At 74.6% G+C, this 23470-nt stretch carries 20 protein-coding genes; 15 read left to right on the top strand and 5 right to left on the bottom strand.

The window, feature by feature from the left end:
* The 3 genes from H7X46_RS26240 to H7X46_RS26230 all read left to right on the top strand — a co-directional run bounded on the left by H7X46_RS26240 (window position 1) and on the right by H7X46_RS26230 (window position 2898).
* A complete protein-coding gene (locus H7X46_RS26240; protein WP_186361890.1) occupies window positions 1-1080 on the top strand; it encodes an inositol-3-phosphate synthase in 1080 nt (359 codons plus the stop codon).
* Between the two features lie 355 nt (window positions 1081-1435).
* Window positions 1436-2023 carry a C40 family peptidase gene (locus H7X46_RS30990; protein WP_370588978.1) on the top strand — a complete coding sequence of 196 codons (588 nt, stop codon included), beginning with the start codon at window positions 1436-1438 and terminating at the stop codon, window positions 2021-2023.
* Window positions 2024-2145: 122 nt separating this feature from the next.
* Complete coding sequence (locus H7X46_RS26230; protein WP_186361889.1) at window positions 2146-2898, top strand: SDR family oxidoreductase; 753 nt, start codon at window positions 2146-2148, stop codon at window positions 2896-2898.
* On the opposite strand, the gene H7X46_RS26225 is transcribed toward H7X46_RS26230, so the two are convergent.
* Entirely contained in the window at window positions 2867-3793 is a 927-nt protein-coding gene (locus H7X46_RS26225; protein ID WP_186361888.1) for a LysR family transcriptional regulator, read from the bottom strand. The genes H7X46_RS26230 and H7X46_RS26225 overlap by 32 nt on opposite strands.
* 82 nt (window positions 3794-3875) lie before the next feature.
* On the opposite strand from H7X46_RS26225, the gene H7X46_RS26220 reads away from it, so the two are divergent.
* Together H7X46_RS26220 and H7X46_RS26215 are read left to right on the top strand one after the other, a co-directional pair.
* Entirely contained in the window at window positions 3876-4811 is a 936-nt protein-coding gene (locus tag H7X46_RS26220) for a DMT family transporter (RefSeq protein WP_370588977.1), read from the top strand.
* Between the two features lie 19 nt (window positions 4812-4830).
* Complete coding sequence (locus H7X46_RS26215; protein ID WP_186361887.1) at window positions 4831-5265, top strand: DUF1707 domain-containing protein; 435 nt, start codon at window positions 4831-4833, stop codon at window positions 5263-5265.
* Window positions 5266-5307: 42 nt separating this feature from the next.
* On the opposite strand, the gene leuS is transcribed toward H7X46_RS26215, so the two are convergent.
* Entirely contained in the window at window positions 5308-8202 is a 2895-nt protein-coding gene (gene leuS, locus H7X46_RS26210; protein ID WP_186361886.1) for a leucine--tRNA ligase, read from the bottom strand.
* 248 nt (window positions 8203-8450) lie between these two features.
* Between leuS and H7X46_RS26205 the strand changes: the two genes are divergently transcribed.
* A complete protein-coding gene (locus tag H7X46_RS26205; protein WP_186361885.1) occupies window positions 8451-8930 on the top strand; it encodes an SdpI family protein in 480 nt (159 codons plus the stop codon).
* Window positions 8931-9788: 858 nt separating this feature from the next.
* Here the strand turns inward: H7X46_RS26205 and H7X46_RS26200 are convergent.
* Complete coding sequence (locus H7X46_RS26200; protein WP_186361884.1) at window positions 9789-10385, bottom strand: YqgE/AlgH family protein; 597 nt, start codon at window positions 10383-10385, stop codon at window positions 9789-9791.
* A gap of 44 nt (window positions 10386-10429) precedes the next feature.
* Here H7X46_RS26200 and H7X46_RS26195 point away from each other — a divergent pair, with 44 nt between their 5' ends.
* Complete coding sequence (locus H7X46_RS26195; protein ID WP_186361883.1) at window positions 10430-11944, top strand: MFS transporter; 1515 nt, start codon at window positions 10430-10432, stop codon at window positions 11942-11944.
* A 40-nt stretch (window positions 11945-11984) separates the two neighbouring features.
* On the opposite strand, the gene H7X46_RS26190 is transcribed toward H7X46_RS26195, so the two are convergent.
* Window positions 11985-13442, bottom strand: coding sequence for a CCA tRNA nucleotidyltransferase (locus H7X46_RS26190; protein WP_186362923.1), 1458 nt, complete (start codon window positions 13440-13442; stop codon window positions 11985-11987).
* A gap of 212 nt (window positions 13443-13654) precedes the next feature.
* Between H7X46_RS26190 and H7X46_RS26185 the strand changes: the two genes are divergently transcribed.
* From H7X46_RS26185 to H7X46_RS26150, 8 genes are all read left to right on the top strand, one after another.
* A complete protein-coding gene (locus tag H7X46_RS26185; protein ID WP_186361882.1) occupies window positions 13655-14161 on the top strand; it encodes an NUDIX hydrolase in 507 nt (168 codons plus the stop codon).
* On the top strand, window positions 14158-16446 hold the full coding sequence (locus tag H7X46_RS26180; RefSeq protein WP_186361881.1) for a DUF6049 family protein: 2289 nt from the start codon (window positions 14158-14160) through the stop codon (window positions 16444-16446). The genes H7X46_RS26185 and H7X46_RS26180 overlap by 4 nt, the downstream gene beginning before the upstream one ends.
* 214 nt (window positions 16447-16660) lie before the next feature.
* Window positions 16661-18370, top strand: coding sequence for a protein kinase family protein (locus tag H7X46_RS26175; RefSeq protein WP_186361880.1), 1710 nt, complete (start codon window positions 16661-16663; stop codon window positions 18368-18370).
* 74 nt (window positions 18371-18444) lie between these two features.
* On the top strand, window positions 18445-18963 hold the full coding sequence (locus H7X46_RS26170; RefSeq protein WP_186361879.1) for a sigma-70 family RNA polymerase sigma factor: 519 nt from the start codon (window positions 18445-18447) through the stop codon (window positions 18961-18963).
* Between the two features lie 248 nt (window positions 18964-19211).
* Window positions 19212-19748, top strand: a complete 537-nt coding sequence (locus H7X46_RS26165; protein WP_186361878.1) for a hypothetical protein — start codon at window positions 19212-19214, stop codon at window positions 19746-19748.
* Between the two features lie 186 nt (window positions 19749-19934).
* Window positions 19935-20939, top strand: coding sequence for a thioredoxin-disulfide reductase (gene trxB, locus H7X46_RS26160; protein WP_186361877.1), 1005 nt, complete (start codon window positions 19935-19937; stop codon window positions 20937-20939).
* Window positions 20940-20973: 34 nt separating this feature from the next.
* Entirely contained in the window at window positions 20974-21297 is a 324-nt protein-coding gene (trxA, locus tag H7X46_RS26155) for a thioredoxin (protein ID WP_186361876.1), read from the top strand.
* Window positions 21298-21502: 205 nt separating this feature from the next.
* Window positions 21503-22663: an N-acetylmuramoyl-L-alanine amidase gene (locus H7X46_RS26150; RefSeq protein WP_186361875.1), complete on the top strand. Its 1161-nt coding sequence runs from the start codon at window positions 21503-21505 to the stop codon at window positions 22661-22663.
* 64 nt (window positions 22664-22727) lie between these two features.
* On the opposite strand, the gene H7X46_RS26145 is transcribed toward H7X46_RS26150, so the two are convergent.
* A complete protein-coding gene (locus tag H7X46_RS26145) occupies window positions 22728-23435 on the bottom strand; it encodes a GNAT family N-acetyltransferase (protein ID WP_186361874.1) in 708 nt (235 codons plus the stop codon).
* Between the last annotated feature and the right edge of the window lie 35 nt (window positions 23436-23470).

Below are 23470 nucleotides of genomic sequence, written 5' to 3'. Positions count from 1 at the left end.
ATGAGCCAGGTTCGGGTCGCGGTCGTCGGCGTGGGCAACTGCGCGGCGTCGCTGGTCCAGGGCGTCCACTACTACGCGGACGCCGACCCGTCGGCCCAGGTCCCCGGCCTGATGCACGTGGACTTCGGCGGCTACCACGTCCGGGACGTGACGTTCGTGGCCGCGTTCGACGTCGACGCCAAGAAGGTCGGCCACGATCTCGCCGACGCCATCGCGGCCAGCGAGAACAACACGATCAAGATCGCGGACGTGCCGCCGCTCGGGGTGACCGTGCAGCGCGGGCCGACACTCGACGGGCTCGGGCGGTTCTACCGCGAGACGATCACCGAGTCCGACGACGAGCCGGTCGACGTCGCGCAGGCGCTGCGCGACTCGGGCGCCGACGTGCTGGTCTCCTACCTGCCGGTCGGCAGCGAGGACGCGGACCGGTACTACGCCCAGGCCGCGATCGACGCCGGGGTCGCGTTCGTCAACGCCCTGCCGGTGTTCATCGCCTCGGACCCGGAGTGGGCGGAGAAGTTCCGGGCCGCCGGCGTCCCGATCGTCGGGGACGACATCAAGTCCCAGGTCGGCGCGACCATCACGCACCGGGTGCTCGCGAAGCTGTTCGAGGACCGCGGCGTGCAGCTGGACCGGACGATGCAGCTCAACGTGGGCGGGAACATGGACTTCCTGAACATGAAGGAGCTGGAGCGCCTCGAGTCCAAGCGGGTCTCGAAGACCCAGTCGGTGACCTCCCAGGTGGAGCGGGACATGGGGCGGGGCAACGTGCACATCGGCCCGTCGGACTACGTGTCCTGGCTGGACGACCGCAAGTGGGCCTACGTGCGGCTGGAGGGCCGCGCGTTCGGCGACGTGCCGCTGAACCTGGAGTACAAGCTCGAGGTCTGGGACTCGCCCAACTCGGCCGGGATCATCATCGACGCCGTCCGCGCCGCCAAGATCGCCAAGGACCGCGGTATCGGCGGGCCGATCCTGTCGGCGTCGAGCTACTTCATGAAGTCCCCGCCGGAGCAGTACCGCGACTCCGAGGCGCGGGACAAGGTGGAGGCGTTCATTCGCGGCGAGATCGACCACTGACCTTCCGCCCGACGACCGCCGGCCCGGCCGGTGACCACCCAGGTCACCGCCGGGCCGTCGTGCTTTCCGGACCAGGAAGTTCCCGATCCGGAATCTTCTCGGAATTTCCCGTGAGCGCAGTCATGCATTGAATGTGCGCTGGGTCATTTATCTCCTCGATATCTGTTCGTAATGTGCCGTACGGCCTTGCGCGACCGCCGCCCATCCGGGGTGTCGGGCGCAGGGTCTCCGCCGGGCGACGACGCGGGCGGGTGGAACGGCCGGCACGTCGTCCCCGCGACGCGCGAACTCCCCAGCACGAGGCCCGCACCCGCCCCCACTGCGATCCCGGCGGTGCGACCCCGAGGAACAACCCGTGCCCCAGCGTCCCACCGCTCCGGCGCTCCGCGTCGCCGTCGTGGCCACCGCCGCCGCGGCCGCAGCCCTGTCCGCGCTCCCCGCCGCCATCGCGGCGCCCGCCGCGGACGCCCCGGCCCCCGCCACGACCGTGACCCGGGACGTCGTGCCCTCCGCCAACGTCCTCCCCGCCGCTCCCGGCCCGGCCGCGCAGACCGCCGCCGACGCCGCGCGGGCCGCCGCACCGGCCGCCCAGGCCGCGGCCGTGCGCAGCAGCGCGCTGTCCACCGCCATGGCCCAGCTCGGCAAGCCCTACCGCTGGGGCGCGACCGGCCCGAGCGCCTTCGACTGCTCCGGGCTGATCAGCTACGCCTACTCGAAGGCCGGCAAGGACGTCCCGCGCACCAGCCGTGCCCAGGCGACCGTCGGCACCAAGGTCGCGAAGTCCGACCTGCGGCCCGGTGACCTGGTCTTCTTCTACAGCCCGGTCAGCCACGTCGGCATCTACATCGGCGGCGGCAAGATCGTGCACGCGTCCACCAGCGGTGAGCCGGTCAAGGTCTCCGCCGTCGACGCGATGCCGTTCAACTCCGCCCGCCGCGTCTGACCCGAGACCGGCCCGGCCGAGCGGCGCACCCCCCGACCGACGTGCCGCCCGGCCGTCGCTCCCCGGCACCCGGCCCCGTCCCGCCCCCGCGGGACGGGGCCGGGCGTCGTAGGTTCGCGCACATGAACGCTCCCGACCGACCCACGGCCCTGATCACCGGCGCCTCCCGGGGCATCGGCGCCGCCGTCGCGCGGCGGCTCGCGTCCACCCACGACCTGATCCTCGGCGGCCGCGACGAGCAGCTGCTGGCCGCCCTGCGCGACGAGCTGGCGGCCGCCGGCCCGCTGCGCGCAGAGCTGCTGCCGGTGGAGCTCACCGACGACGCCGCGCTCGCGGAGGCGGTCTCCGGGATCGACCGGCTCGACGCGCTGGTGCACTCGGCCGGCATCGGCGAGCTCGGCACCGTCGAGGAGACCCCCGCCGCCACCTGGCGGCGGCAGTTCGACGTCAACGTCGTCGCCGTCGCGGAGCTGACCCGGCTGCTGCTACCGGCGCTGCGGGGCGCCGGTGCCGACACCGGTGCGGACGTCGTGCTGGTCAACTCCGGATCCGGGATCACCGCGCGGGCCGGGTGGGGGTCCTACGCGGCGAGCAAGTTCGCGCTGCGGGCCTTCGGCGACGCGCTGCGCGCCGAGGAGGCCGGCCACGGCATCCGGGTCACCTCCGTCCACCCGGGCCGGGTCGACACCGACATGCAGCAGCGGGTCGTCGCGCACGAGCGGAGCGCAGGCGGAGCGAGCATCGGCCTCAGCGGTGGCGAGTACGACGGCTCCCGGTTCCTGCGGCCGGAGTCGGTCGCGGCCGCGGTGCAGGCCGCCCTGACCACCACCCCGGACGCGCACCTCACCGAGATCGTCCTCCGGCCGCGGGGCTGAGCGCCGCGGCCGCGCGCAGCTCGGCCAGCGTCGCGACCACCGGCGGCGTGTCGGCGACGGCGTCCCGCACCACGGCCACGATCGACCGCACCGGCACCGGCCGCACGACCGGCACCGCGCACGTCCCGGGCGGGAGGCGGGCGGCCCCGAGCTCGGGCAGCACGGTGATCCCGATCCCGGCCGCCACGAACGCCAGCGCGGTCGGGTAGTCGTGCGCCTCGACGTGGAACGGCGGCCGGAACCCGGCCGCGGTGCACGCCTCGACCAGGTTGCGCCGGCACCAGCCGCGGGCGAAGTCGTTGTCCACCCAGCGCTCGCCCGCCAGCTCGGCCAGCTCGATCTCGTCCCGGTCGGCCAGCGGGTGCCCCTGCGGGAGCACGGCGACGTACGGGTCGTCGAGGAGGTGGTGCGCGGTGAACCCGGGCCAGGCCTCGTGGCCCGTCCGTCCGGCGCCACCCGCGACGGCGATCTGCACGTCCGAGCGCTCGGCCGGGTCGTCGGGGAGCCACTCGCGCAACGCCAGGTCGAGCCGCACACCGGGGAACTCACCGGTCAGCCGGCGCACCACCCGGGGCAGCCAGGCCGCGCCGACCGAGGCGAAGTACGACAGCGACAGCGCACCCGTCCGGCCGGCCCGCAGGTCCGCGACGAGGGACTCGGCCTCACCGAGCCGGTTGAGGATCGCGTCGGCCTGCTCGGCCAGGACCAGGCCGGCCGCCGTCGCGCGCAGCCCCCGGCCGGCCCGCTCGAACAGCGCCAGGCCGGTCTCGCGCTGCAGCGCGGTCACGTGCTGGCTCACCGCCGACGGCGTGTACCCGAGGTTCGCCGCGGCGGCCTGGACCGACCCACTGGCGACGACGGAACGGAAGATGCGCAGGCGGTGGGTGTCCAGCACGACCCGACCATACAGCCGTACTGAATCCTGGCGTAGCGGAAATCACTGGTGCTGAACCGTCCGTCACGGACAAGCTGGTGTCGTGACCGGCACGCAGACCTCCCGCTCGCTCCTCCCGCTCGCCGCCGCGATGACCACCGTCGTGCTCTGGGCGTCGGCGTTCGTCGGCATCCGGGCCGTCGGGCACGACCTCTCGCCCGGCGCGCTGGCGCTCGGGCGGATGCTGGTCGGCGCGCTCACGCTGACCGCGATCGTGCTGGTCGTGCGGGCCCGTCGGGGCGGGCCCCGGCTTCCGCGCGGGCGGCTGCTGGGTGCCGTCGCGCTGTGGGGTGCGGCCTGGTTCGGGCTCTACAACCTGGCGCTGAACGCGGCCGAGCGGCACATCGACGCCGGGACCACCGCACTGCTGGTGAACGTCGCGCCGGTGATCGTCGCGGTGCTGGCCGGGCTGCTGCTCGGGGAGGGGTTCCCGGCCCGGCTGCTGGCCGGGATGGCGATCGCCTTCACCGGCGTCGTCCTCATCGCGACGACCACGTCGGCCGGCGGCACCGACGTGTCGGGAGTGCTCCTGGGCCTGCTGGCGGCACTGGTCTACGCCGGGGCCGCCGTCGCCCAGAAGCGGTTGCTGGTCCGGGTCGACGCGCTGACCGTCACCTGGATCGGCGCGGTCGCCGGCACGGTCGCGCTGCTGCCGTACCTGCCGTCGCTGCTGGCCGAGCTGGCCACCGCACCGGTGACGGCCGTCGCCGGCACCGCCTACCTCGGCGTCTTCCCGACCGCGATCGCGTTCCTGACCTGGGGCTACGCCCTGTCCCGGACGACGGCCGGCCGGCTGGCCTCCGCCACCTACGCCGCCCCGCCGATCGTCGTGCTGCTGTCCTGGCTGCTGCTCGGCGAGGTCCCGGCGCTGCTCGCGCTGGCCGGCGGGGCGCTCTGCCTGGCCGGCGTCGCCGTGGCCACCCGGCCCCGGGCGGCCACGCCGGCATCGGTCGGAAGTCGGATCCCCGCGGGCCGCTGAGTGGCTACTCTCGGATGACATGGGGGAGCAGAACGAGGCGGGCGACGGCCCGGCCTTGGTCCGGGTGTCCGACGCCGAACGCCAGGAAACCGCGGAACGGCTGAAGCTGGCGCACGACGAGGGCCGGCTGTCACTGATCGAGTACGACCAGCGGCTGCAGGACGCCTACGCCGCCACCGTCCGCAGCGAGCTCGACGCGCTGGTCGCCGACCTTCCGGCGGTGCCGCGGTCGGCGCTGCCCACGGTGCGCGCCGAGACCGCCGAGGTCAAGAAGGCGGAGTACCTCGGCGAGTGGCGCTCCTGGGCCGGCGTGGCGGTCCTGCTGACCGGGATCTGGCTGGTCACGGCGATCGCCTCGGACGACGGCTGGCCGTTCTTCTGGCCGGTCTTCCCGATCGGGATCTGGGGCGCGATCCTCGTCGCCCAGCTGTTCTGGGGCGACGAGCGCCCGTGAGTGGTCGGGAGGGCCCGAGCCCTCCGAACCACTCACGGGGCGTCAGCGCACCACGTTGACCAGGCGGCCCGGCACGACGATGACCTTCTTCGGCTCGCCGCCGTCCAGGACCGCGGCGATCTTCTCGTCGGCCAGGGCGGCCGTGCGGATCTCGTCCTGCCCGGCGTCGGCGGCGACGGTGATCCGGGACCGGACCTTGCCGTTGACCTGGATCGGGTACTCGACGGTGTCGGCGACCAGGTAGCGCTCGTCGGCCTCCGGGAACGGCGCGTAGGCCAGCGAGCCGTCGTGGCCCAGCTTCTGCCACAGCTCCTCGGCGATGTGCGGGGCCAACGGGGCCAGCATCAGCACCAGCGGCTCCGCGATCTCGCGCTCGACCGGGGCACCGCGCTTGGTCAGCGCGTTGTTCAGCTCGATCAGCTTCGCCGCGGCGGTGTTGTAGTGCAGCGCCGACACGTCCTCGCGGACGCCGGCGACCGCCTTGTGCAGGGCCCGCCGGATCTCCTCGCCCGCCTCGCCGTCGACGACGGTGGTCTCACCGGTCTCCTCGTCGACCAGGTTGCGCCAGACCCGCTGCAGGAACCGCTGCGAGCCGACCGCGTCCCGGGTGGACCACGGCCGCGACGCGTCCATCGGCCCGGTCGACATCTCGTACAGCCGGAAGGTGTCCGCGCCGTAGCGCTCGCACATCTCGTCGGGTGTCACCACGTTCTTCAGCGACTTGCCCATCTTCCCGTACTCCTGGGTGACGGGCTCGCCGTTCCACGTGAAACCGTCCGGGGTCTCGACGACCTCCTCGGCCGGCACGTAGGTGCCGCGGGCGTCGGTGTAGGCGAAGGCCTGGATGTAGCCCTGGTTGAACAGCCTGCGGAACGGCTCCTCGCTGCTCACGTGGCCCAGGTCGAACAGCACCTTGTGCCAGAACCGGGAGTACAGCAGGTGCAGCACGGCGTGCTCGACGCCGCCGACGTACAGGTCGACGCCGCCCGGGTCGTCGGCCGCCTGCGCCGGGTCCTTGCCCAGCCAGTACTGCTCGGCCTCGGCCGACACGAACCGGTCGTCGTTCTCCGGGTCCAGGTAGCGCAGGTAGTACCAGCAGGACCCGGCCCACTGCGGCATCGTGTTCGTCTCGCGGCGGTACGCCTTCGGACCGTCGCCCAGGTCCAGCTCGACGTTCACCCAGTCCGTCGCCCGGGACAGCGGCGGCTCCGGCTCGGTGTTCGCGTCGTCCGGGTCGTAGGTCTTCGGCGAGTAGTCGTCGACCTCGGGCAGCTCGACCGGCAGCTGGTCGGCGGGCAGCGCGACCGGGCCGTGCTCGTCCCAGACGATCGGGAACGGCTCGCCCCAGTACCGCTGCCGGGAGAACAGCCAGTCCCGCAGCTTGTACTGGACCACACCCTCGCCGGCGCCCTTCGACGCCAGCCAGTCGGTGATCGTCCGCTTGGCGTCCTCGACGCCCAGCCCGTTCAGGCTGACCTCGTCGTTGGCGGAGTTGATCGCCGGCCCGTCGCCGGTGAACGCCTCGCCCTCGAAACCCTCGCCCGGGTCGACGGTGCGCACGATCGGCAGCCCGAACGCCGTCGCGAAGTCCCAGTCACGCTGGTCCTGGCCGGGCACCGCCATGATCGCGCCGGTGCCGTAGCCCATCAGGACGTAGTCGGCGACGAAGACCGGGATCTCCTGGCCGTTCACCGGGTTGACGGCGTGGGCGCCGGTGAAGACGCCGGTCTTGTCCCTGCTCTCCTGCCGGTCCAGCTCGGACTTCCGGGCGGCCTCGGCCCGGTAGGACGCGACCGCATCGGCCGGGGTCGCGGCGCCGCCGGTCCAGCGCCCGTCGACACCCGCGGGCCATGCGGCCGGGACGATCTCGTCGACCAGCGGGTGCTCCGGGGCCAGGACCATGTAGGTGGCGCCGAACAGCGTGTCCGGGCGGGTGGTGAAGACGTCGATCTCGCCGGCGCCGGCGGCGCTGATGCTCGTTCCGCCTCCGCTGCTCTCGGCGACCGGGAACCGGACCCGGGCGCCCTCGGAGCGCCCGATCCAGTTCCGCTGCATCGCCTTGACCGACTCGGGCCAGTCGACCCGGTCCAGGTCGTCGGCCAGCCGGTCGGCGTAGGCGGTGATCCGCATCATCCACTGCTTCAGGTTGCGGCGGAACACCGGGAAGTTGCCGCGCTCGGAGCGCCCCTCGGGGGTGACCTCCTCGTTCGCCAGCACGGTGCCCAGGCCGGGGCACCAGTTCACCGGGGCCTCGGAGATGTAGGCCAGGCGGTGGCCGTCGATCAGCGCCCGGCGCTCGCCCTCGGACAGCTCCGCCCAGGGGCGGCCGTCCGGAGTGGTGCGGGTGCCGTTCTCGAACTCGGCCCGCAGCTCGGCGACCGGGCGGGCCCGGCCGGCGTCGGCGTCGTACCAGGCCTCGAAGATCTCCCGGAAGATCCACTGGGTCCAGCGGTAGAACGGGATGTCGGTGGTCGACACCGAGCGGCGCGGGTCGTGGCCCAGGCCCAGCTGGCGCAGCTGTGCCCGGTACCGCTCGATGTTCGCCTCGGTGGTCGTTCGCGGGTGCGTCCCGGTCTGGACGGCGTACTGCTCGGCGGGCAGGCCGAAGGCGTCGAAGCCCATCGGGTGCAGCACGTTGTGGCCCGTCATGCGCAGGTAGCGGCCCAGCACGTCGGTGCCGATGAAGCCCAGCGGGTGCCCGACGTGCAGGCCCGCCCCGGACGGGTACGGGAACATGTCCATCAGGTAGAACTTCGGCTTCTCCGAGCCGGGCTCACCCGGGTTCGGGGCGTGGAAGGTCTGCTCGGCCTCCCAGTGGTCCTGCCACTTGCGCTCGATCCGGCCGGCCATCTCGGCGTCGTAGCGGAACGCCGGCCGGTCTGCCGACGCAGCGCGCTCCCCGTTGGTCTCGGGGGCGGTGCTGGTCTCGGTGCTCATGTCCGTCTCACCTCGGGAAACCTGTCGCGACGGCCCGTGTCGAGGGCCCGGAACACGCTGCGACCCCTCCGCCGAGGAGCAGGAGGGGTCGTCGCCGCACCGCCGAAGATCCGCTCGCCGGCGGAGTCACCGCGGCGCGGCGCCGGGAAGTCGGTGCTGCCAGTGGGGCAGCGGCCGCCGGGCCGTGCACATGTGACCAGGGTAGCCGGGGCGGGCGGTCCGTCTCAGCCGGGTTCTACCCTGGTCACGTGCCCACCACCGTGCGCCTGATCCTCGCCGCCCTCCTCCTGCTGGCCGGAACGGCGCTCGTCGTGCTCGCCGTGCTCGGCGCGACCGGCCGCTTGCCACGCAACCGGTTCGTCGGCGTGCGCACCCCGGACAGCCTCCGCACCGCCGACGCGTTCGTGCTGGCCAACCGGGTCGCCGCCGCCCCGCTCGGCGCCGCGGGCCTGGTCGGGCTGGCCGGAGGGACGGCGCTGGTGTTCGGCGACCGCGGTGGCGCGCTGCCGTGGGTGCTCGGCGTGATCGCGCTCGTGGGGACGGTCGTGCTGGCCGGCCTCGGCGGCTCGCTCGGTGCCCGCGCGGCGCAGGTCACGATCGCCGAGCAGACCCCGGCCCCGGAGGCGACCTGCGGCGGGGTCTGCAGCGGGTGCGACCTGATCGCGGGCTGCCGGGACTCGACCGGCACCGCGCCGGGGACGCGCAACGAGGACGCCGCCGCGGGCTGAGGCACCGGGTCGATCAGCACGATCCCGCCCCGGCACGGCCGACATCGTGCGCCTCGGGGACCGGGCACAACTCGATCAGCACGATCCCGCCCCCGCACGGGCGACATCGTGCGCCTCGGGCGCCGACGGCGGGTCGATCAGCACGATCCCGCCCCACGAACGGCCAGAACGCGCACCTCGAACACCGGCCCGGTGTTGATCAACACGAATCCGCCCCAGGACGGGCAACAACGCGCCTCTCGAGCACAGGGCCCACGTCGATCAGCACGGCGTCGCCCCGGCACGGGCGAAATCGTGCGCCTCGGGGACCGGGCACAACTCGATCAGCACCATCCCGCCCCCGCACGGCGACATCGTGCGCCTCGGGCGCCGACGGCGGGTCGATCAGCACGATCCCGCCCTTCGAACGGCCAGAACGCGCACCTCGAACACCCGCTCGACGTCGATCAACACGAATCCGCCCACGGGAAGGCGATAACGCGCTTCCCGAGCACAGGATCCGGGTCGATCAGCACTAATCCGCCCCGGCTCCGGCCAGAACGCGCACCTCGAGCACCGGCCCGATGTCGATCAGCACGAAATCCGCCCGGGAAGGGGCGACACCGCGCATCCCGAGGACCGGGCAAGGTTCGATCAACACGAATCCGCCCCAGGACGGGCAACAACGCGCCTCTCGAGCACAGGGCCCACGTCGATCAGCTACGGCGTCGCCCCGACACGGGCGACACCGCGCGCCTCGGGGACCGGGCACAAGTCGACCAGCGCGACCCCGCCCCGGTACGGGCGACATCGTGCACCTCGAGCGCGAACACGAGGCCGACGCTGCACGATCCCGCCCCACCGCGGCCGGGATCGCGGTCAGTTGTAGGCCGGATCCAGCGGGAAGGTCGCGAGCAGGGCCAGCGGGATGCCCTGCCGGCGCAGCACCCGTTCCCAGAGCCGCTCGTGCGCGACCGTCAGCAGGTCGTCCGGCAGGCCGGGAACCACGAACCAGTCCCCGCGGGCGATCTCCCCGTCGAGCTGGCCGGCGTCCCATCCCGAGTACCCGGCGAAGATCCGCAGGCCGCGCAGCCGCGGCGCGAGTGCGGCCGGGTCGGAGTCGAGATCGACCAGCTGGACCGGGGGCCGGACCGGCATGAGGCCGGGCAGCCCGTGTCCCGACTCGCCGGTCCGCAGCGCGGCCAGGCACAGCGCGGTCCGTTCCTCCACCGGCCCGCCGACGAACATCGTCCCCGGATCGCTCGTCACCCCGGCCCACCGCGGCAGCACGTCACGGACGGCCGCCGACCCGGGCCGGTTCAGCACGACTCCGAGGCTGCCGTGCGGCCGGTGTTCGATCATGTAGACGACCGTCCGGGCGAAGTTCGGGTCGCCCAGAGCAGGAGCGGCGACGAGCAGGCTCCCCGGTGTGACCGGGGGAAGAGCGGCGCCTCGGGTGGCGCGGTGATCCCGCACGACCCCATGTTCGCACCTGCCTGTCGGACGTAGGCTCGGTACCCGTGCCCAGTACTCCGAGCCGGACCGCCGCCCCCGCACGGCCGGGCGAGAGCGCTGGGCTGGGTGCCGCAATCGCGTTGCTGCGCCGGGCGCCGTTCGCCCGGCTGTTCTCCGTACGGCTGTCCGCGCAGTGGGCCGACGGGCTGTTCCAGGCCGCGCTCGGCGGGGCGGTGCTGTTCAACCCGGAACGCGAGGCGGACCCGCTCCTCGTCGCGTCCGGACTCGCGGTGCTGCTGCTGCCGTACTCGATCCTCGGGCCGTTCGCGGGCTCCCTGCTCGACCGCTGGGACCGGCGGCGCGTGCTGGCCTGGGCGAGCCTCCTGCGGGCCGGCCTGGTCCTGGGCGTCGCGGCGGCGATCGCCGCCGGCTGGGCGGGCACCCCGCTGTTCGTGCTGGCCCTCGCGGTGACCGGGGTGAACCGGTTCGTGCTGACCGGGCTGTCGGCGGCGTTGCCGCACGTCGTGCCGGGCATCGCGCGGCTGGTCCCGTCCAACACGCTGTCGGTGACGGTCGGCGCGGGCGTGGCCGCGGTCGGCGCCGGCTGCGCGGTCGGGCTGCGGGCCGTCTTCGGTGACGGCGACACCGGCTCGGCCACGACCGTCCTGTTCGCCGCACTGGGCTCGCTGGTGGCCGCGTTGCTGGCGGCGCGGTTCGGCCGGGGCGCGCTCGGGCCGGACCCGGCGCCGGACGCCTCGGCCACGGACGCCCCCGCCACGGACGCCCCGGTCGATGCCCGCGACGTCCCGACCGGGCGGCCGGCCGCGCACCCCGGCCGGCCCGGCCCGGAGCCGGGCGTCCCCGGCGCGGGGCACCCGCCCGGCCCCGGCGAGCGGCGCACACCGCAGGCGGCCGGGCACCCTCCGGTGCTCCGCGACGTGCTCGGCGGGTTCGCTGCCGGGGCCCGCGCGACCGTGACGACCCCGGCGGTCTGCGCGCCGTTCCTCGGCCTGGTCGCACACCGGCTCGCGTTCGGGATCAACACGCTGCTGCTGCTCATGCTGTTCCGGTACGTGTTCACCCCGGACGGCACCCCCGGCGCGGGCGGTCTGCCCGGTGTCGGCGTGGTGGCCGGGCTGACGGCAGCCGGGCTGGCCGTCGCCGCTCTGGTGACGCCGGCGCTGGTCCGGTGGGTCGGGACGGTCCGGGCGGTGCGGCTCGCGCTGGGTGGCGCGGTGCTGGCCCAGGCGGCGGTCGCGCTCTGGCTGGCGCTGCCGACCGTGCTGGTGAGCGCGTTCCTGCTGGGCGTGCTCGGGCAGGTCGTGAAGCTGTGCGCCGACGCCGGCGTGCAGGCCGCGGCCGGCGACGACGTCCGCGGCCGGGTGTTCGCCCTGTTCGACGCCGTGTTCAGCGTCTGCTACGTCGCCGCCGTGACCCTCGCCGCGGTGGCCGGGCCGACCGACGGCTGGTCACCCGGGCTGCTGGGGCTCGCCGCCGGGATCTACGCCGCCGGGCTGCTCGCGCACACCGCCTACCTGAACGTGCGTCCTGTACGGACGTCCGAGCCGGCCGTCACCTGAACGACGACGGGTTCATACGTCCGTCCAGGACATCCGTCCGTCAGAGGTTCTCCGCCGCCCAGGCACGCAGCTCCGCCTCGGCCCGCTCCGGTCCGAGCGGGCCCTGCTCCATCCGCAGCGCGAGCAGGTGCTTGTAGGCCTTCCCGACCGCGGGCCCCGGCCCGATGCCGAGCAGCTCCATGATCTGGTTGCCGTCCAGGTCCGGCCGGATCGCGTCGAGCTCCTCCTGCTCGCGCAGGGCGGCGATCCGCTCCTCCAGCCCGTCGTAGTTGCGCTGCAACGCCGCGGCCCGGCGGCGGTTGCGGGTGGTGCAGTCGGACCGGACGAGCTTGTGCAGCCGGTCGAGCAGCGGGCCGGCGTCGGTCACGTAGCGGCGCACCGCGGAGTCGGTCCACTCGCCCTTGCCGTACCCGTGGAACCGCAGGTGCAGGTAGACGAGCTGGGACACGTCGTCGATCAGCGCCTTCGGGTACTTCAGCGCGCGCATCCGCTTGCGGGTCATCTTCGCGCCCACCACCTCGTGGTGGTGGAACGAGACCCGCCCGTCCGGCTCCTTGCGCCGGGTCGCGGGCTTGCCGATGTCGTGCAGCAGCGCCGCCAGCCGCAGCGTGAGGTCCGGGCCGTCCGTCTCCCGCTCGATCGCCTGCTCCATGACGACCAGCGAGTGCGTGTACACGTCCTTGTGCTGCATGTGCTCGTCGGTCTCCAGCTGCATCGCCGGCACCTCGGGCACGACGTGCTTCGCCAGGCCGGTGTCGCAGAGCAGCTCGATCGCGCGCCGCGGGTGGGCACCGAGCATCAGCTTCGTGAACTCGGCCTGCACCCGTTCCGCGGTGATCCGGGCCAGCTCGCCGGCCATCTCGGTCATCGCGGCCGTCACCCGTTCGGCGGGGGTGAACCCGAGCTGGGAGACGAACCGGGCCGCGCGCAGCATCCGCAGCGGGTCGTCGGCGAACGAGCGCTCCGGCAGGTCCGGGGTGTCGAGGACGCCCTGGGCCAGCGCGGCGAACCCGCCGTGCGGGTCCACGAAGCGCCGTTCCGAGCCGGTGAGCTCGACCGCCATCGCGTTCACCGTGAAGTCCCGGCGCACCACGTCACCCTCGACGGTGTCGCCGAAGCGGACCTCGGGGTTGCGGGAGGCGCCGTCGTAGGTGTCGGCGCGGAACGTCGTCACCTCGAGGACGTGGTCTCCCCGGCGCAGCCCGACGGTGCCGAACGCGATGCCCGTGTCCCAGACGGCGTCGGCCCAGCCCTTGACGATCTGCAGGATCGTCTCCGGCCGGGCGTCGGTGGTGAAGTCGAGATCGCCCGCGTCGCGGTCGGACGCGCCGGTCCCGCGCAGCACCGCGTCACGGACGCTGCCGCCGACCAGGTAGAGCCGGTGGCCGCGCGCGGCGAACCGGGCCGCCAGCTCGTCGGCGACGGCGGGCACGTCGAGCATCTGGACCACGGCGTTCTCCTGGGAGCGCTGCAGCTCGTCCGGGTCCGGTCCGGCCACGGAGGTCCGGGGCGCGGGTCGGTGCGGTCGGGAGATCGCGGACGGCGAGGACACGACCGGCCAGTGTAGGCAACGCGCCCGGGCCGGGCCCCGGGCACGGTGCGATCGCCCGGAACCCCGCCGCAGATCACCCCCGGACCTCCCGGACGACGGACCCGACCGCGACGGCTCGTCACCGCCCCGAGGCGCCACCTCCTCGTTACCATCGCCACATGTCCACCTCCCGCGGCCGCTCCTCCGCCGGGCGGAGCGCGGGACGGGCGCGACGCTCCCCGGACCGGCGCCGCCGCCTGCGCACGGTGGACGAGACGTCCGCCGGCGGGCTCGTCGTGCACCCGGTCACCGGCGCGGCCGCGCTGATCGGACGCCTCGACCGCCGGGGACGCCTGCTGTGGTCACTTCCCAAGGGGCACATCGAGGCCGGTGAGACCGCGGAGCAGGCGGCGGTGCGCGAGGTCGAGGAGGAGACCGGCATCATCGGTGAGGTGCTGGCACCACTGGGCACCATCGACTTCTGGTTCGTCGCCGAGGACCGCCGCGTGCACAAGACCGTGCACCACTACCTCATGCGCGCGCTCGGCGGCGAGCTCTCCGACGCCGACGTCGAGGTCGCCGAGGTGGCCTGGGTGCCGCTGGGCGAGCTGGAGAGCAGGCTCGCCTACGCCGACGAACGCCGGCTGATCCGGCACGCGGCGAACCTCCTGGAGGAGACGGCGTGAGACGGGTCGCGGCCCTGGTCGCGATCCTGCTGGTCACCCTGGCGGGGACGCTCGCCCCGGCGGCGTTCCCGGTGCCCGCGGCCGCCCAGGAGCCGGCCCCGGGCCCCGTCCGGCTCGACGTCGCCGCCATGTCACCGCAGGTGGTCACCGCGGCCGGCGCGCCGGAGCTCGTCGTCACCGGCACGGTCACCAACACGGGCCCGGACCCGGTCGACGCGCTCTCGTTGCGCGTGCAGCGCGGTGCGGCCGTCTCGGGGGAGGCAGGCCTGCGGAGCGCGTTCGACGGGGAGGCCGCCGTCGACGACGCCGTCCCGCCGTTCGTCGAGCTGGGCCCGCTCGCGCCGGGGGCGTCGGTGCCGTTCCGGTACGTGGTGCCGCTGACCGGCCCGCCGGGGACCTCGCTGGCGCTGCCCGGCCCGGGTTCCTACCCGCTGCTGGTGAACCTCAACGGCAACGTGGGCGGCACCGTGTCCCGCCTCGCCGGGATCCGCACCGTGCTGCCGGTGTCCGCGCTCCCGGGCGGCCCGCCGGCGGAACCGGCCGCCGCGACACCGGTGTCGATGCTCTACCCGATCACCGATGCGCCCCGCCGCATCCCGCCGGTCCCCGGCCAGGTCCCGGTCCTCACCGACGACGACCTGGCGGCGTCGTTCGCGGCGGGCGGGCGGCTCCGCGGCCTGGTGGACGCCCTGGGCGCCGGTGCCCCGGCCGGGTCGCCGGCCCGGTCGGCCGTCTGCCTGGCCGTCGACCCGGAGCTCGTCGCGACCGCGGTCGCGATGCGGGGCGGCTACGAGGTCGTCACCGGCCCGGACGGTGCGACGGCCCCCGGGCGGGGCGCCGAGGCGGCGGGCCAGTGGCTGACCGCGCTGCAGGCGGTGGCCCGGGGCACCTGCGTGATCGCCCTGCCGCCCTCGGACGCCGACCTCGTCGCGCTGGTCCGCGGCGGCGAGGCCGACCTCGCACGCCGGACGCTCCAGCAGGGCCGCGAGGCGCTCGCCGAGCAGCTGGGCACCCCGGTGCTGGACGACGTCGTCTGGCCCGCCGACGGCGTGCTCGACGAGCCGACGCTCCAGGCCCTGGGTGGCGGCACCCGCCTGCTGCTGTCGGCGGACGGCGTGAGCGCCGGCAGGGACTCGGGCGTCGTCGCGCTCGGCGACGAGGCCGACCCGGCCCGGGCCGTGCTCGCCGACCCGCTCCTGACCGAGGTCGCGCCCGGCCGGGGGGCCGCGCCACCGCCCGGGGGACTGGCCGGGCAGAACCTCGCCGCCGCGCTGGCGTTCCGGGCCGCCGAAGGCGGGGACGGCGCCGGGCCGCTGCTCGTCGCGCCGCCCCACCGGTGGACGGCCGGCGGCGACGCGGCCGCGGGCGTCCTGTCCGCGCTGTCGGCGTTGATCGGCGACGGCCGGCTCCGGCCGGTCGGCCTGCCCGGTGCCGCCACCGCCCCGGAGGAGTCGGCGCAGCTGTTCTACCCGCCCGAGGCGGGCGGCGCGGAGATCCCCCGCGAGGTGGTGGCGACGATCGCCGACCAGGTCCGGTCGATCGAGGGCCTGCGGGGGGCCGCCGAGGCCCGCACCGGTATCGGCGCCACCCCCACCGAGGTGTTCGACCCGCTGGTCCGCGGGACGTTGCGGGCCGCGTCCTCGTGGTGGCGGGGCGACCCGGCCCGGGCGGTGTGGGAGGCGGGCGTCGTCACCGGGCGGATCGACCAGATCCGCTCCTCGGTGCGGGTGGTCCAGCCGCCCAGCCCGTACTCGCTGGGCACGAGCAACGCCCCCCTGCTCGTCACGGTGGCGAACGGGCTGCCCGTGACGATGAACGTCAGGGTCGTGCTGTCGAGCACGACCGGGCTGCGGGTCGACCCGATCCCGGTCCAGGCCGTGCCGCCGCTGGGCCGGGTCCAGGTGCGGGTGAACACGCAGGTGACCCGGTCCGGCCAGTTCAGCGTCGATGCGGGCCTGCGCACGCCGGACGGCGCGGACCTCGGCCCGGACACGCGGCTGCGGGTCCGCTCGACGGTCTACGGGACGGTCACCGTGTGGCTGACGGCGATCGCCGGTGCGGTGCTGGTGGTGCTCGTCGTGCGCCGGGTCGTCCGCCGGATCCGGGCCGCCCGATCGGCCTCCGCAGGGCCGGGGCGCGGCGGGCCGAGCGGCCCGGACCGCCCCGGTGGCCCGGCCGGGCCGGACGACCCGGACGGGCGGGACGGGCCGCACGGGCCGGGCGGCGCGCCACCGGCCGGACCCACCGGCGGACTGCCGACCCGACCGGTCGGCGACCGGCGATGACACGACTGGGTTCCACTCTCCGCCGGATTTCGACCGCTCGTCGCACGAAATCGACCGTTGGGCGATCCCGGCCGCTCCGAGGTAAACCCTACTGGGCCCGTGGTCGATCACAACAAGGTCAGGTGTGACCCCGGCTCCTCGGGTCGTCCGGATCAACCGGGTGACGTAGGCTGGGGATCGACTGACACCAGCGCCAAGGGGGAGGGCGAGGCTGTTGAGCGGGCAGATCGACCAGCGCGCTGCCCGGACCGACGTCCACCCCGCCTCGCAGCCGGCTGCGGCCGGACCGCACCCGTCGTTCGACCCGGCCGAGCCGTCCGACCAGCCGCCGACCGAGCAGGTCACCTCGCGGGTGCCCGCTCAGAGCCGGCCGACCGAGCGACTCCCCGCACCGCAGGGTGCGATGGGCACGGCCGCCGGATCCCAGCTCACCGACCGCTACGTGCTGCGTCAGCGGATCGGCTCCGACACGTCGGCCGGTGCCGAGTTCTGGCGCGCCGAGGACACCGTGTTGCGCCGTCCGGTCGGTGTCACGCTGCTCCGCAGGCTTCCCGCCGACGACCGTTCGGACGACCCCGAGGGCACGGCCCGGGCCGGCGAGATGATCGTCCGCGCGTTGCGGTCCGGGTGCTTCGAGCACGCCGGCAGCGCACGGCTGCTGGACGTGCTCTCACCCGGCTCGCACGGTCTGCCCGGTGACGTGCTGGGCGCCGCCGTCGCCGAGTGGGTGCCCGGGCGCTCGCTCGCCGAGACCGTCGCCGAGGGACCGGTGCGGGCGCACCGGGCGGCGAAGGCCGTCGCGAACCTGGCCGCCGCGGCGACCGAGGCGCACCAGCAGGGCCTCGTGCTCGGCTGCGACCACCCGCAGCGTGTCCGGATCACGCCGGACGGCCGCGCGATGCTCGCGTTCCTGCTGCCGCGGCCGTCGGTGTCCGCCGCGGACGACGTCCGTGGCCTCGGCGGGCTGCTGTACTGCCTGCTGACCCGCCGCTGGCCGCTGTCGGTCGCCGACGCCGCGCGCGCCGGTCTGGTCGCCGCCGAGCGGACGCCCGCCGGCCGGCTGCGCTCGCCGGCCCAGTTGCGTCCCGGGGTTCCGCTGGAGCTGGACACCGTGTGCATGGGCGCGCTCGGCCAGGCCGGGGACGGCCTGGGCCGGGTGCACACCGCCGCGGCGCTGCACCGGATGCTGGCCGACATCCTCGCCGAGGACGCCGAGCACGCGTTCTTCCCACCGGCACGCGACGGCGCCCCCGCCGACCCGGACGACGTCTGGCAGGACTCCGACCGGCTGCCCGACACCCGCAACGACCCGCAGCGCCGGCGCAACCTCCGGATCGGGCTGTCCGTGCTCGCGGTCGGGGTGCTGATCGTCCTCGGCTACCTCGGCGTCCAGGTGGGTGCCCTGTTCGGCGGCACCGGTGCTCCTCCCGTGGTGCTCCCGCCGGCCGCGACGGCCCCGCCGAGCCCGCAGGCGCCCCCGCCGGCCGCCGCCGCTCCCGTCCCGGACGTGTCGGTGCAGGTCTTCGACCCGTCGGGCGACGCTGACAACGCCGACAGCGTCGGTCAGGTCGTCGACGGCGACCCGGCCACGGCCTGGAGCACCAGCCGGTACTTCCAGCCGTTCCCCGCGCTCAAGCCGGGGATCGGGGTCATGGCGTCGTTCGGCTCCCCGCAGCCGGTCAACCGGCTCACGATCGCCGGGGCGACGCCCGGCACCGTCGTCGAGGTCCGCTCGGCCCCCTCGGCGGACGCAGGCCTCGCGCAGACCAGCCCGATCACCACCGTGACCGTGCAGGACGGCCGGACGGTCGTCCCGCTGGACGCCGCGCGGCCGACCGAGCACGTGCTGCTCTGGATCACCACCCTGGGCCCGAACAACCAGAGCCGGATCGGCGAGATCTCCTTCGAGCGCGCCGTCCAGTAGGCCGGCGTTCGCGATCGCGTCCGGCACGCCCGGAACGCCCGCGGCCGGCCCAGCGGCCGGCCTACCGTGCGCCGGTGACCGCCCTCGACCGGAGCCTGCGCGCCCGGCCGCCCGACCTCGACGAGGTCTTCCGGCTGCACGCGGACCGGCTCTGGTCGGTCGCGCTGCGCATGCTGGGCGACCCCGCCGAGGCCGAGGACGCCGTCCAGGAGGCCTTCCTCGCCGCGCTGCGGTCACCGGGTTTCCGCGGGGACGCCGCCGCCGGGACGTGGCTGCACCGGATCCTGGTGAACGGCTGCGTGGACCGGATGCGGGCCGCGGGACGCCGGCGCGGCCACGCCCGCCCCGCCGGCCCGACGGTCACCGCCGACCCGGCGGGACGGCTGGTGACCCGGCTGGCGGTCGGCGACGCGCTCGCCCGGTTGCCCGTCGAGCAGCGGGTCGCGGTGGTGCTGGTGGACGGTCTCGGCTACCCGGTCACGGAGGTGGCCGAGATCGTCGGGGTGCCGGCCGGGACGGTGAAGAGCCGCTGCGCCCGCGGGCGGTCGCGGCTGGCCCGGGAACTCGGTCCGCTCCGGGAGGAGGCGCGGTGAACGGTTCCTGTCCGAATGACGAGAACAACTCAGCAGGTTCTCGTGAAACTGACGGCAATAGGCGGAGACCTGGGGAAACCAATAACAGTATCTCTGACGATAATGCGACGGGGATCCATCCGGCGCGCACGGGCCACCCTGGCGCCGGATCCGGCCGGGCCCCGGCCGGAGACACCGGACCGACCCCTGCCGGCGCCCCGCCGGACGAGCTCCGGGAGGCCGTCGCCGCCGCGCTCGCCCCGGTCCCCATGCCCGCGGACGTCTCGGCCCGGCTCCGCGCGCAGCTCGCCGCGGCGCTCGCGGGGAGCGCCCACCCGGACCGGACCGCACACGCCGCGACAAGGACCGCGGCCGACCGGAACGCGAGCCGGTCGTGCGGCGGCCGCAACGCGTCCGCCCCGGCCCGGATCCCGCACCGGGCCCGGCGCGCGGGCGTCGTCCTGGCCGCGGCGGCCGTCGTCGGCGCCCTCGTCGCGCTCCCGGTGCTGGGGCGTCCCGAGCCCGGACCCGCACCGATCGCCGCCACGACTCCGGACGCCCTGCGCGCCGCGGCCGCCGGGGCCGTCGCCGACGGCGCGGCCGCCGATCCGGACCGGGTGCGGGCCTGCCTGACCACCGCCCGGGACCCCGGCGCGGCGGCCCCGCTCGTCGCGTCCCGCCCGTACCCGGTGGCGGGGGAGCCGGGCGTCCTGCTCGTCCTCGGGACACCGCAGACCGGCCGCTACCGGGTCGTCGTCGTCGCGGCGGGGTGTGGCCGCGTCCTCGCCGAGACCACCGTCCCGTGACGGGGCCCGGCTGCCACCGGAGGTGACGCAGCGCGCGTCCGGCGCGGGGGCGGCCGGGAATGCCGCTGTCTAGGATCGCGTTCGAGCCTTACGACAGCCACGATGCGGGCCGGCCGCCCGGCCGGGCCCGCACCTGCCCCGTCATCGCGCCCGTCGACCGGGTCGCGCCAGGAGGGATCAGTACTGGTGACCACCGACGACACGGTGCACAACGTGATCATCATCGGGTCCGGGCCCGCGGGCTACACCGCGGCGGTCTACGCCGCACGGGCCCAGCTCGCCCCGCTCGTGTTCGAGGGCAGCCAGTTCGGCGGCGCCCTGATGACCACGACCGACGTGGAGAACTACCCGGGCTTCACCGACGGCATCATGGGCCCGGAGCTCATGGAGCAGATGCGCGGCCAGGCCCAGCGCTTCGGCGCCGACCTCCGCCCGCAGGACGTCGACGAGGTCCGGCTCGACGGCGAGATCAAGGAGGTCCGCGTCGGGCGGGAGACGTTCCGCGCCCGTGCCGTGATCCTCGCGATGGGTGCCGCGCCCCGCTACCTGCACGTCCCCGGCGAGCAGGAGCTGCTCGGCCGCGGCGTCAGCTCGTGCGCGACCTGTGACGGGTTCTTCTTCCGTGACCAGCACATCGCGGTCGTGGGCGGCGGCGACTCGGCCATGGAGGAGGCCACCTTCCTCACCCGCTTCGCCGAGACCGTCACGATCATCCACCGCCGCGACGAGTTCCGGGCGTCGAAGATCATGCTGGAGCGCGCGCAGAACGACCCGAAGATGCGCTGGCGCACCAACGCCGAGGTCACCGAGGTGGTCGGCGAGGGCGCGGTCAAGCAGCTGCAGCTGCGGGACACCGTCACCGGCGCGACCGACACCCTCGACGTCACCGGGATGTTCGTCGCGATCGGACACGACCCGCGCAGCGAGCTCGTCCGCGGCCAGGTCGAGCTGGACGACGAGGGCTACGTGCAGGTCACCGACCGCAGCACCTACACCAACCTCCCCGGCGTCTTCGCCTGCGGCGACCTCGTCGACCACACCTACCGGCAGGCGATCACGGCGGCCGGCTCGGGCTGCTCGGCCGCGATCGACGCCGAGCGGTGGCTCGCCGGGCACCCGGTGAGCTCCGAGCTGGCCGGCGGCGGGTACGGGGACGCCCCCGTGGCCGAGGTCGCCCAGGCCGCGCACTGACCGTCCCCCGGACTTCGCACCCGAAGGAGAACCCATGGCCAACACCATCGACGTCACCAGCAGCTCGTTCGACAAGGACGTCCTGAAGAGCGAGAAGCCGGTTCTGGTCGACTTCTGGGCCACCTGGTGCGGCCCCTGCAAGATGGTCGCCCCGGTGCTCGACGAGATCGCGGGCGAGAACCCCGACAAGCTCACCGTCGCCAAGCTCGACATCGACGCGAACCCGGAGGTCGCTCGCGACTACCAGGTGATGTCGGTCCCGACCATGATCCTGTTCAGCGGTGGCAAGCCGGTGAAGCAGATCGTCGGTGCCAAGCCGAAGGCCGCGCTGCTGGCGGACCTCGCCGACCACCTCTGATCCCCTCGCTCGTGCGCGGATAGCGCACCGAGATCACGCTGCGTGTCCCGGTTGATCACAGCCGGGACACGCGCGTGTCTGCCCCGCTGCACTGCGCCGTGAGCTCAGCAGGGCACAATGGGACCCGGCCACCCGCTCGGGTCACCGAGTGGACCGACCGATCACCGGGCGCCCGCGGCGCCTGTCGACTGCGAGCGAGGGGTGCATGCAGCTGCTCCGGCGCGGGGACTCCGGTCCTGCCGTACGCGAGGTCCGAGCGACGCTGCGGCAGCTCGGTCTGCTGCCGGAAATGCCTGCGGGCGGTCCGGAGCGGCCCGTGTTCGACGACGAGGTGGACCACGCCGTCCGCGTCTTCCAGCAGGGCCGGGGGCTCATCACCGACGGCATCGTCGGCCCGGACACCGCCCGCGCTCTCCGCGAGGCGGGCTGGTCGCTGGGCGACCGGATGCTGTCGTTCACGCTGTCCACCCCGACCACCGGTGACGACGTCGCGACCCTGCAGGAGCGGCTGCTCGAGCTCGGCTACAACCCGGGCCGCCCGAGCGGGCTGTTCGACCAGCAGACCGAGCAGGCGCTGATGCGGTTCCAGCGGGACTACGGGATGGTCCCGGACGGTGTGTGCGGCCCGGAGACGCTGCGCGCGCTGCGCCAGCTGGGCCGCAAGGTCACCGGCGGCCGCCCGCACCTGCTGCGCGAGGAGGAGCTGCTCCGCCGCGCCGGCCCCCGGATGCGGGGCAAGCGGATCGTCATCGACCCCGGGCACGGCGGCGCCGACCGCGGTGTCGAGGTCGCCGGCGTCACCGAGGCCGACCTGATGTGGGACCTGGCCCGCCGCCTGGTCGGGCGGATGTCCGCCACCGGCATGGAGGCGCTGCTGTCCCGCCCGGAGGCCGGGAACCCGCCGGACACCGAGCGCGCCCAGTTCGCGAACGACGTCGGCGCCGACCTCGTCGTGTCGCTGCACACCGACGCCAGCTTCAGCCCGCACGCTCAGGGCCTCGCGACCTACTACTTCGGCAACGGCTCGGGCACCACCTCGAACGTGGGCGAGGCGCTCGCCGGCCTGATCCAGCGCGAGCTGCTCACCCGGACGTCGATGCTCGACTGCCGCAGCCAGCCGTGCACCTGGGAGCTGGTGCGTCGCACGCGGATGCCGGCGGTGCGGGTCGAGACCGGCTACCTGACCCACCTCGGGGACCGCGGCAAGCTGCTCGACCCGGGCTTCCGGGACGTCGTCGCCGAGGGCATCCTCGTCGCCGTCAAGCGGCTGTACCTGCTCGGGCAGGACGACCAGCCCACCGGCACGTTCACGTTCAACGACGTGCTGGCCCGGGAGTACGGCCGGGACCACATCCGGGCCGTCTAGGCCGGTTCCGGGGGTCCCGGGCCCCGCACCCGGGACCCGGTCTCCCAGTCGATCATCGACCCGCTCAGGGCGCCCTGAGATCGCCGCTGTGCTCCGCCACCGGCGCGCCCGCACCCTGGCACCGGCCGGCGCGGGCCGGGGTGGCGGTCGGGAGCGGGGCCGGGTTCTGCATGGGGATCGTCACCGTGTTGAACAGCTGTTCGAGCGCGGCCTCGACGTCCGACTTCCACTCCAGCCCGGAACGCAGCTCCATCCGCAACCGCGGCCAGCGGTGGTGCGGCCGCACGGTCTTGAACCCGACCGAGCGCAGGAAGTCGGCCGGGACCACGCAGTCGGCCTCGGTGCCCGGTCGGGCGTCACCGAACGCCTCGACGGCCTTCACCCCGCGCCGGATGAGCTCCTTGACGACGGCCTGGGCCAGTGCCCGGCCGAGCCCTTCACCGGCGAACTCCGGAAGCACCTGCATGGTGGTCAGGAGGACGGCGTCCGCGCTGACCGGCCCGGTCGGCATCTCCGCGGCCCGGGGGACGGACGCCGGCGGGGCGAACAGCACGTACCCGGCTGGCGCGCCGCCGACGTAGACCACCCGGCCGCAGGAGCCCCACTCGAGGAGCACCTCGGAGAGCCACGCCTCCTTCTCCAGGTCGGTCGTGCCGTAGCCGTCGGCCTGCTCGGCCAGCGCAGGCGACAGCTCCCAGTAGACGCAGTTCCGGCACCGTTTGGGAAGATCGCCCAGGTTGTCCAGATTGAGCGCGGCCACATGCCAGGACACGAACACCGACCTCCGGCTGTCGTAGTCGCGCGGGA

The sequence above is a fragment of the Pseudonocardia sp. C8 genome, assembly GCF_014267175.1.
GTDB lineage: Bacteria > Actinomycetota > Actinomycetes > Mycobacteriales > Pseudonocardiaceae > Pseudonocardia.
The sequence above is the reverse complement of the archived record's forward strand: the minus strand, read 5'-3'. Positions and strand labels throughout refer to the sequence as shown.

Bases quoted from the DNA above. Each gene is read 5' to 3' on its own strand.
- H7X46_RS26230 (WP_186361889.1), top strand. From the start codon at position 2,146: ATGAACGCTCCCGACCGACCCACGGCCCTGATCACCGGCGCCTCCCGG.
- leuS (WP_186361886.1), bottom strand. From the start codon at position 8,202: ATGAGCACCGAGACCAGCACCGCCCCCGAGACCAACGGGGAGCGCGCT.
- H7X46_RS26215 (WP_186361887.1), top strand. From the start codon at position 4,831: ATGGGGGAGCAGAACGAGGCGGGCGACGGCCCGGCCTTGGTCCGGGTG.
- H7X46_RS26165 (WP_186361878.1), top strand. From the start codon at position 19,212: ATGCCCGCGGACGTCTCGGCCCGGCTCCGCGCGCAGCTCGCCGCGGCG.
- trxA (WP_186361876.1), top strand. From the start codon at position 20,974: ATGGCCAACACCATCGACGTCACCAGCAGCTCGTTCGACAAGGACGTC.
- H7X46_RS26240 (WP_186361890.1), top strand. From the start codon at position 1: ATGAGCCAGGTTCGGGTCGCGGTCGTCGGCGTGGGCAACTGCGCGGCG.
- H7X46_RS26150 (WP_186361875.1), top strand. From the start codon at position 21,503: ATGCAGCTGCTCCGGCGCGGGGACTCCGGTCCTGCCGTACGCGAGGTC.
- H7X46_RS26185 (WP_186361882.1), top strand. From the start codon at position 13,655: ATGTCCACCTCCCGCGGCCGCTCCTCCGCCGGGCGGAGCGCGGGACGG.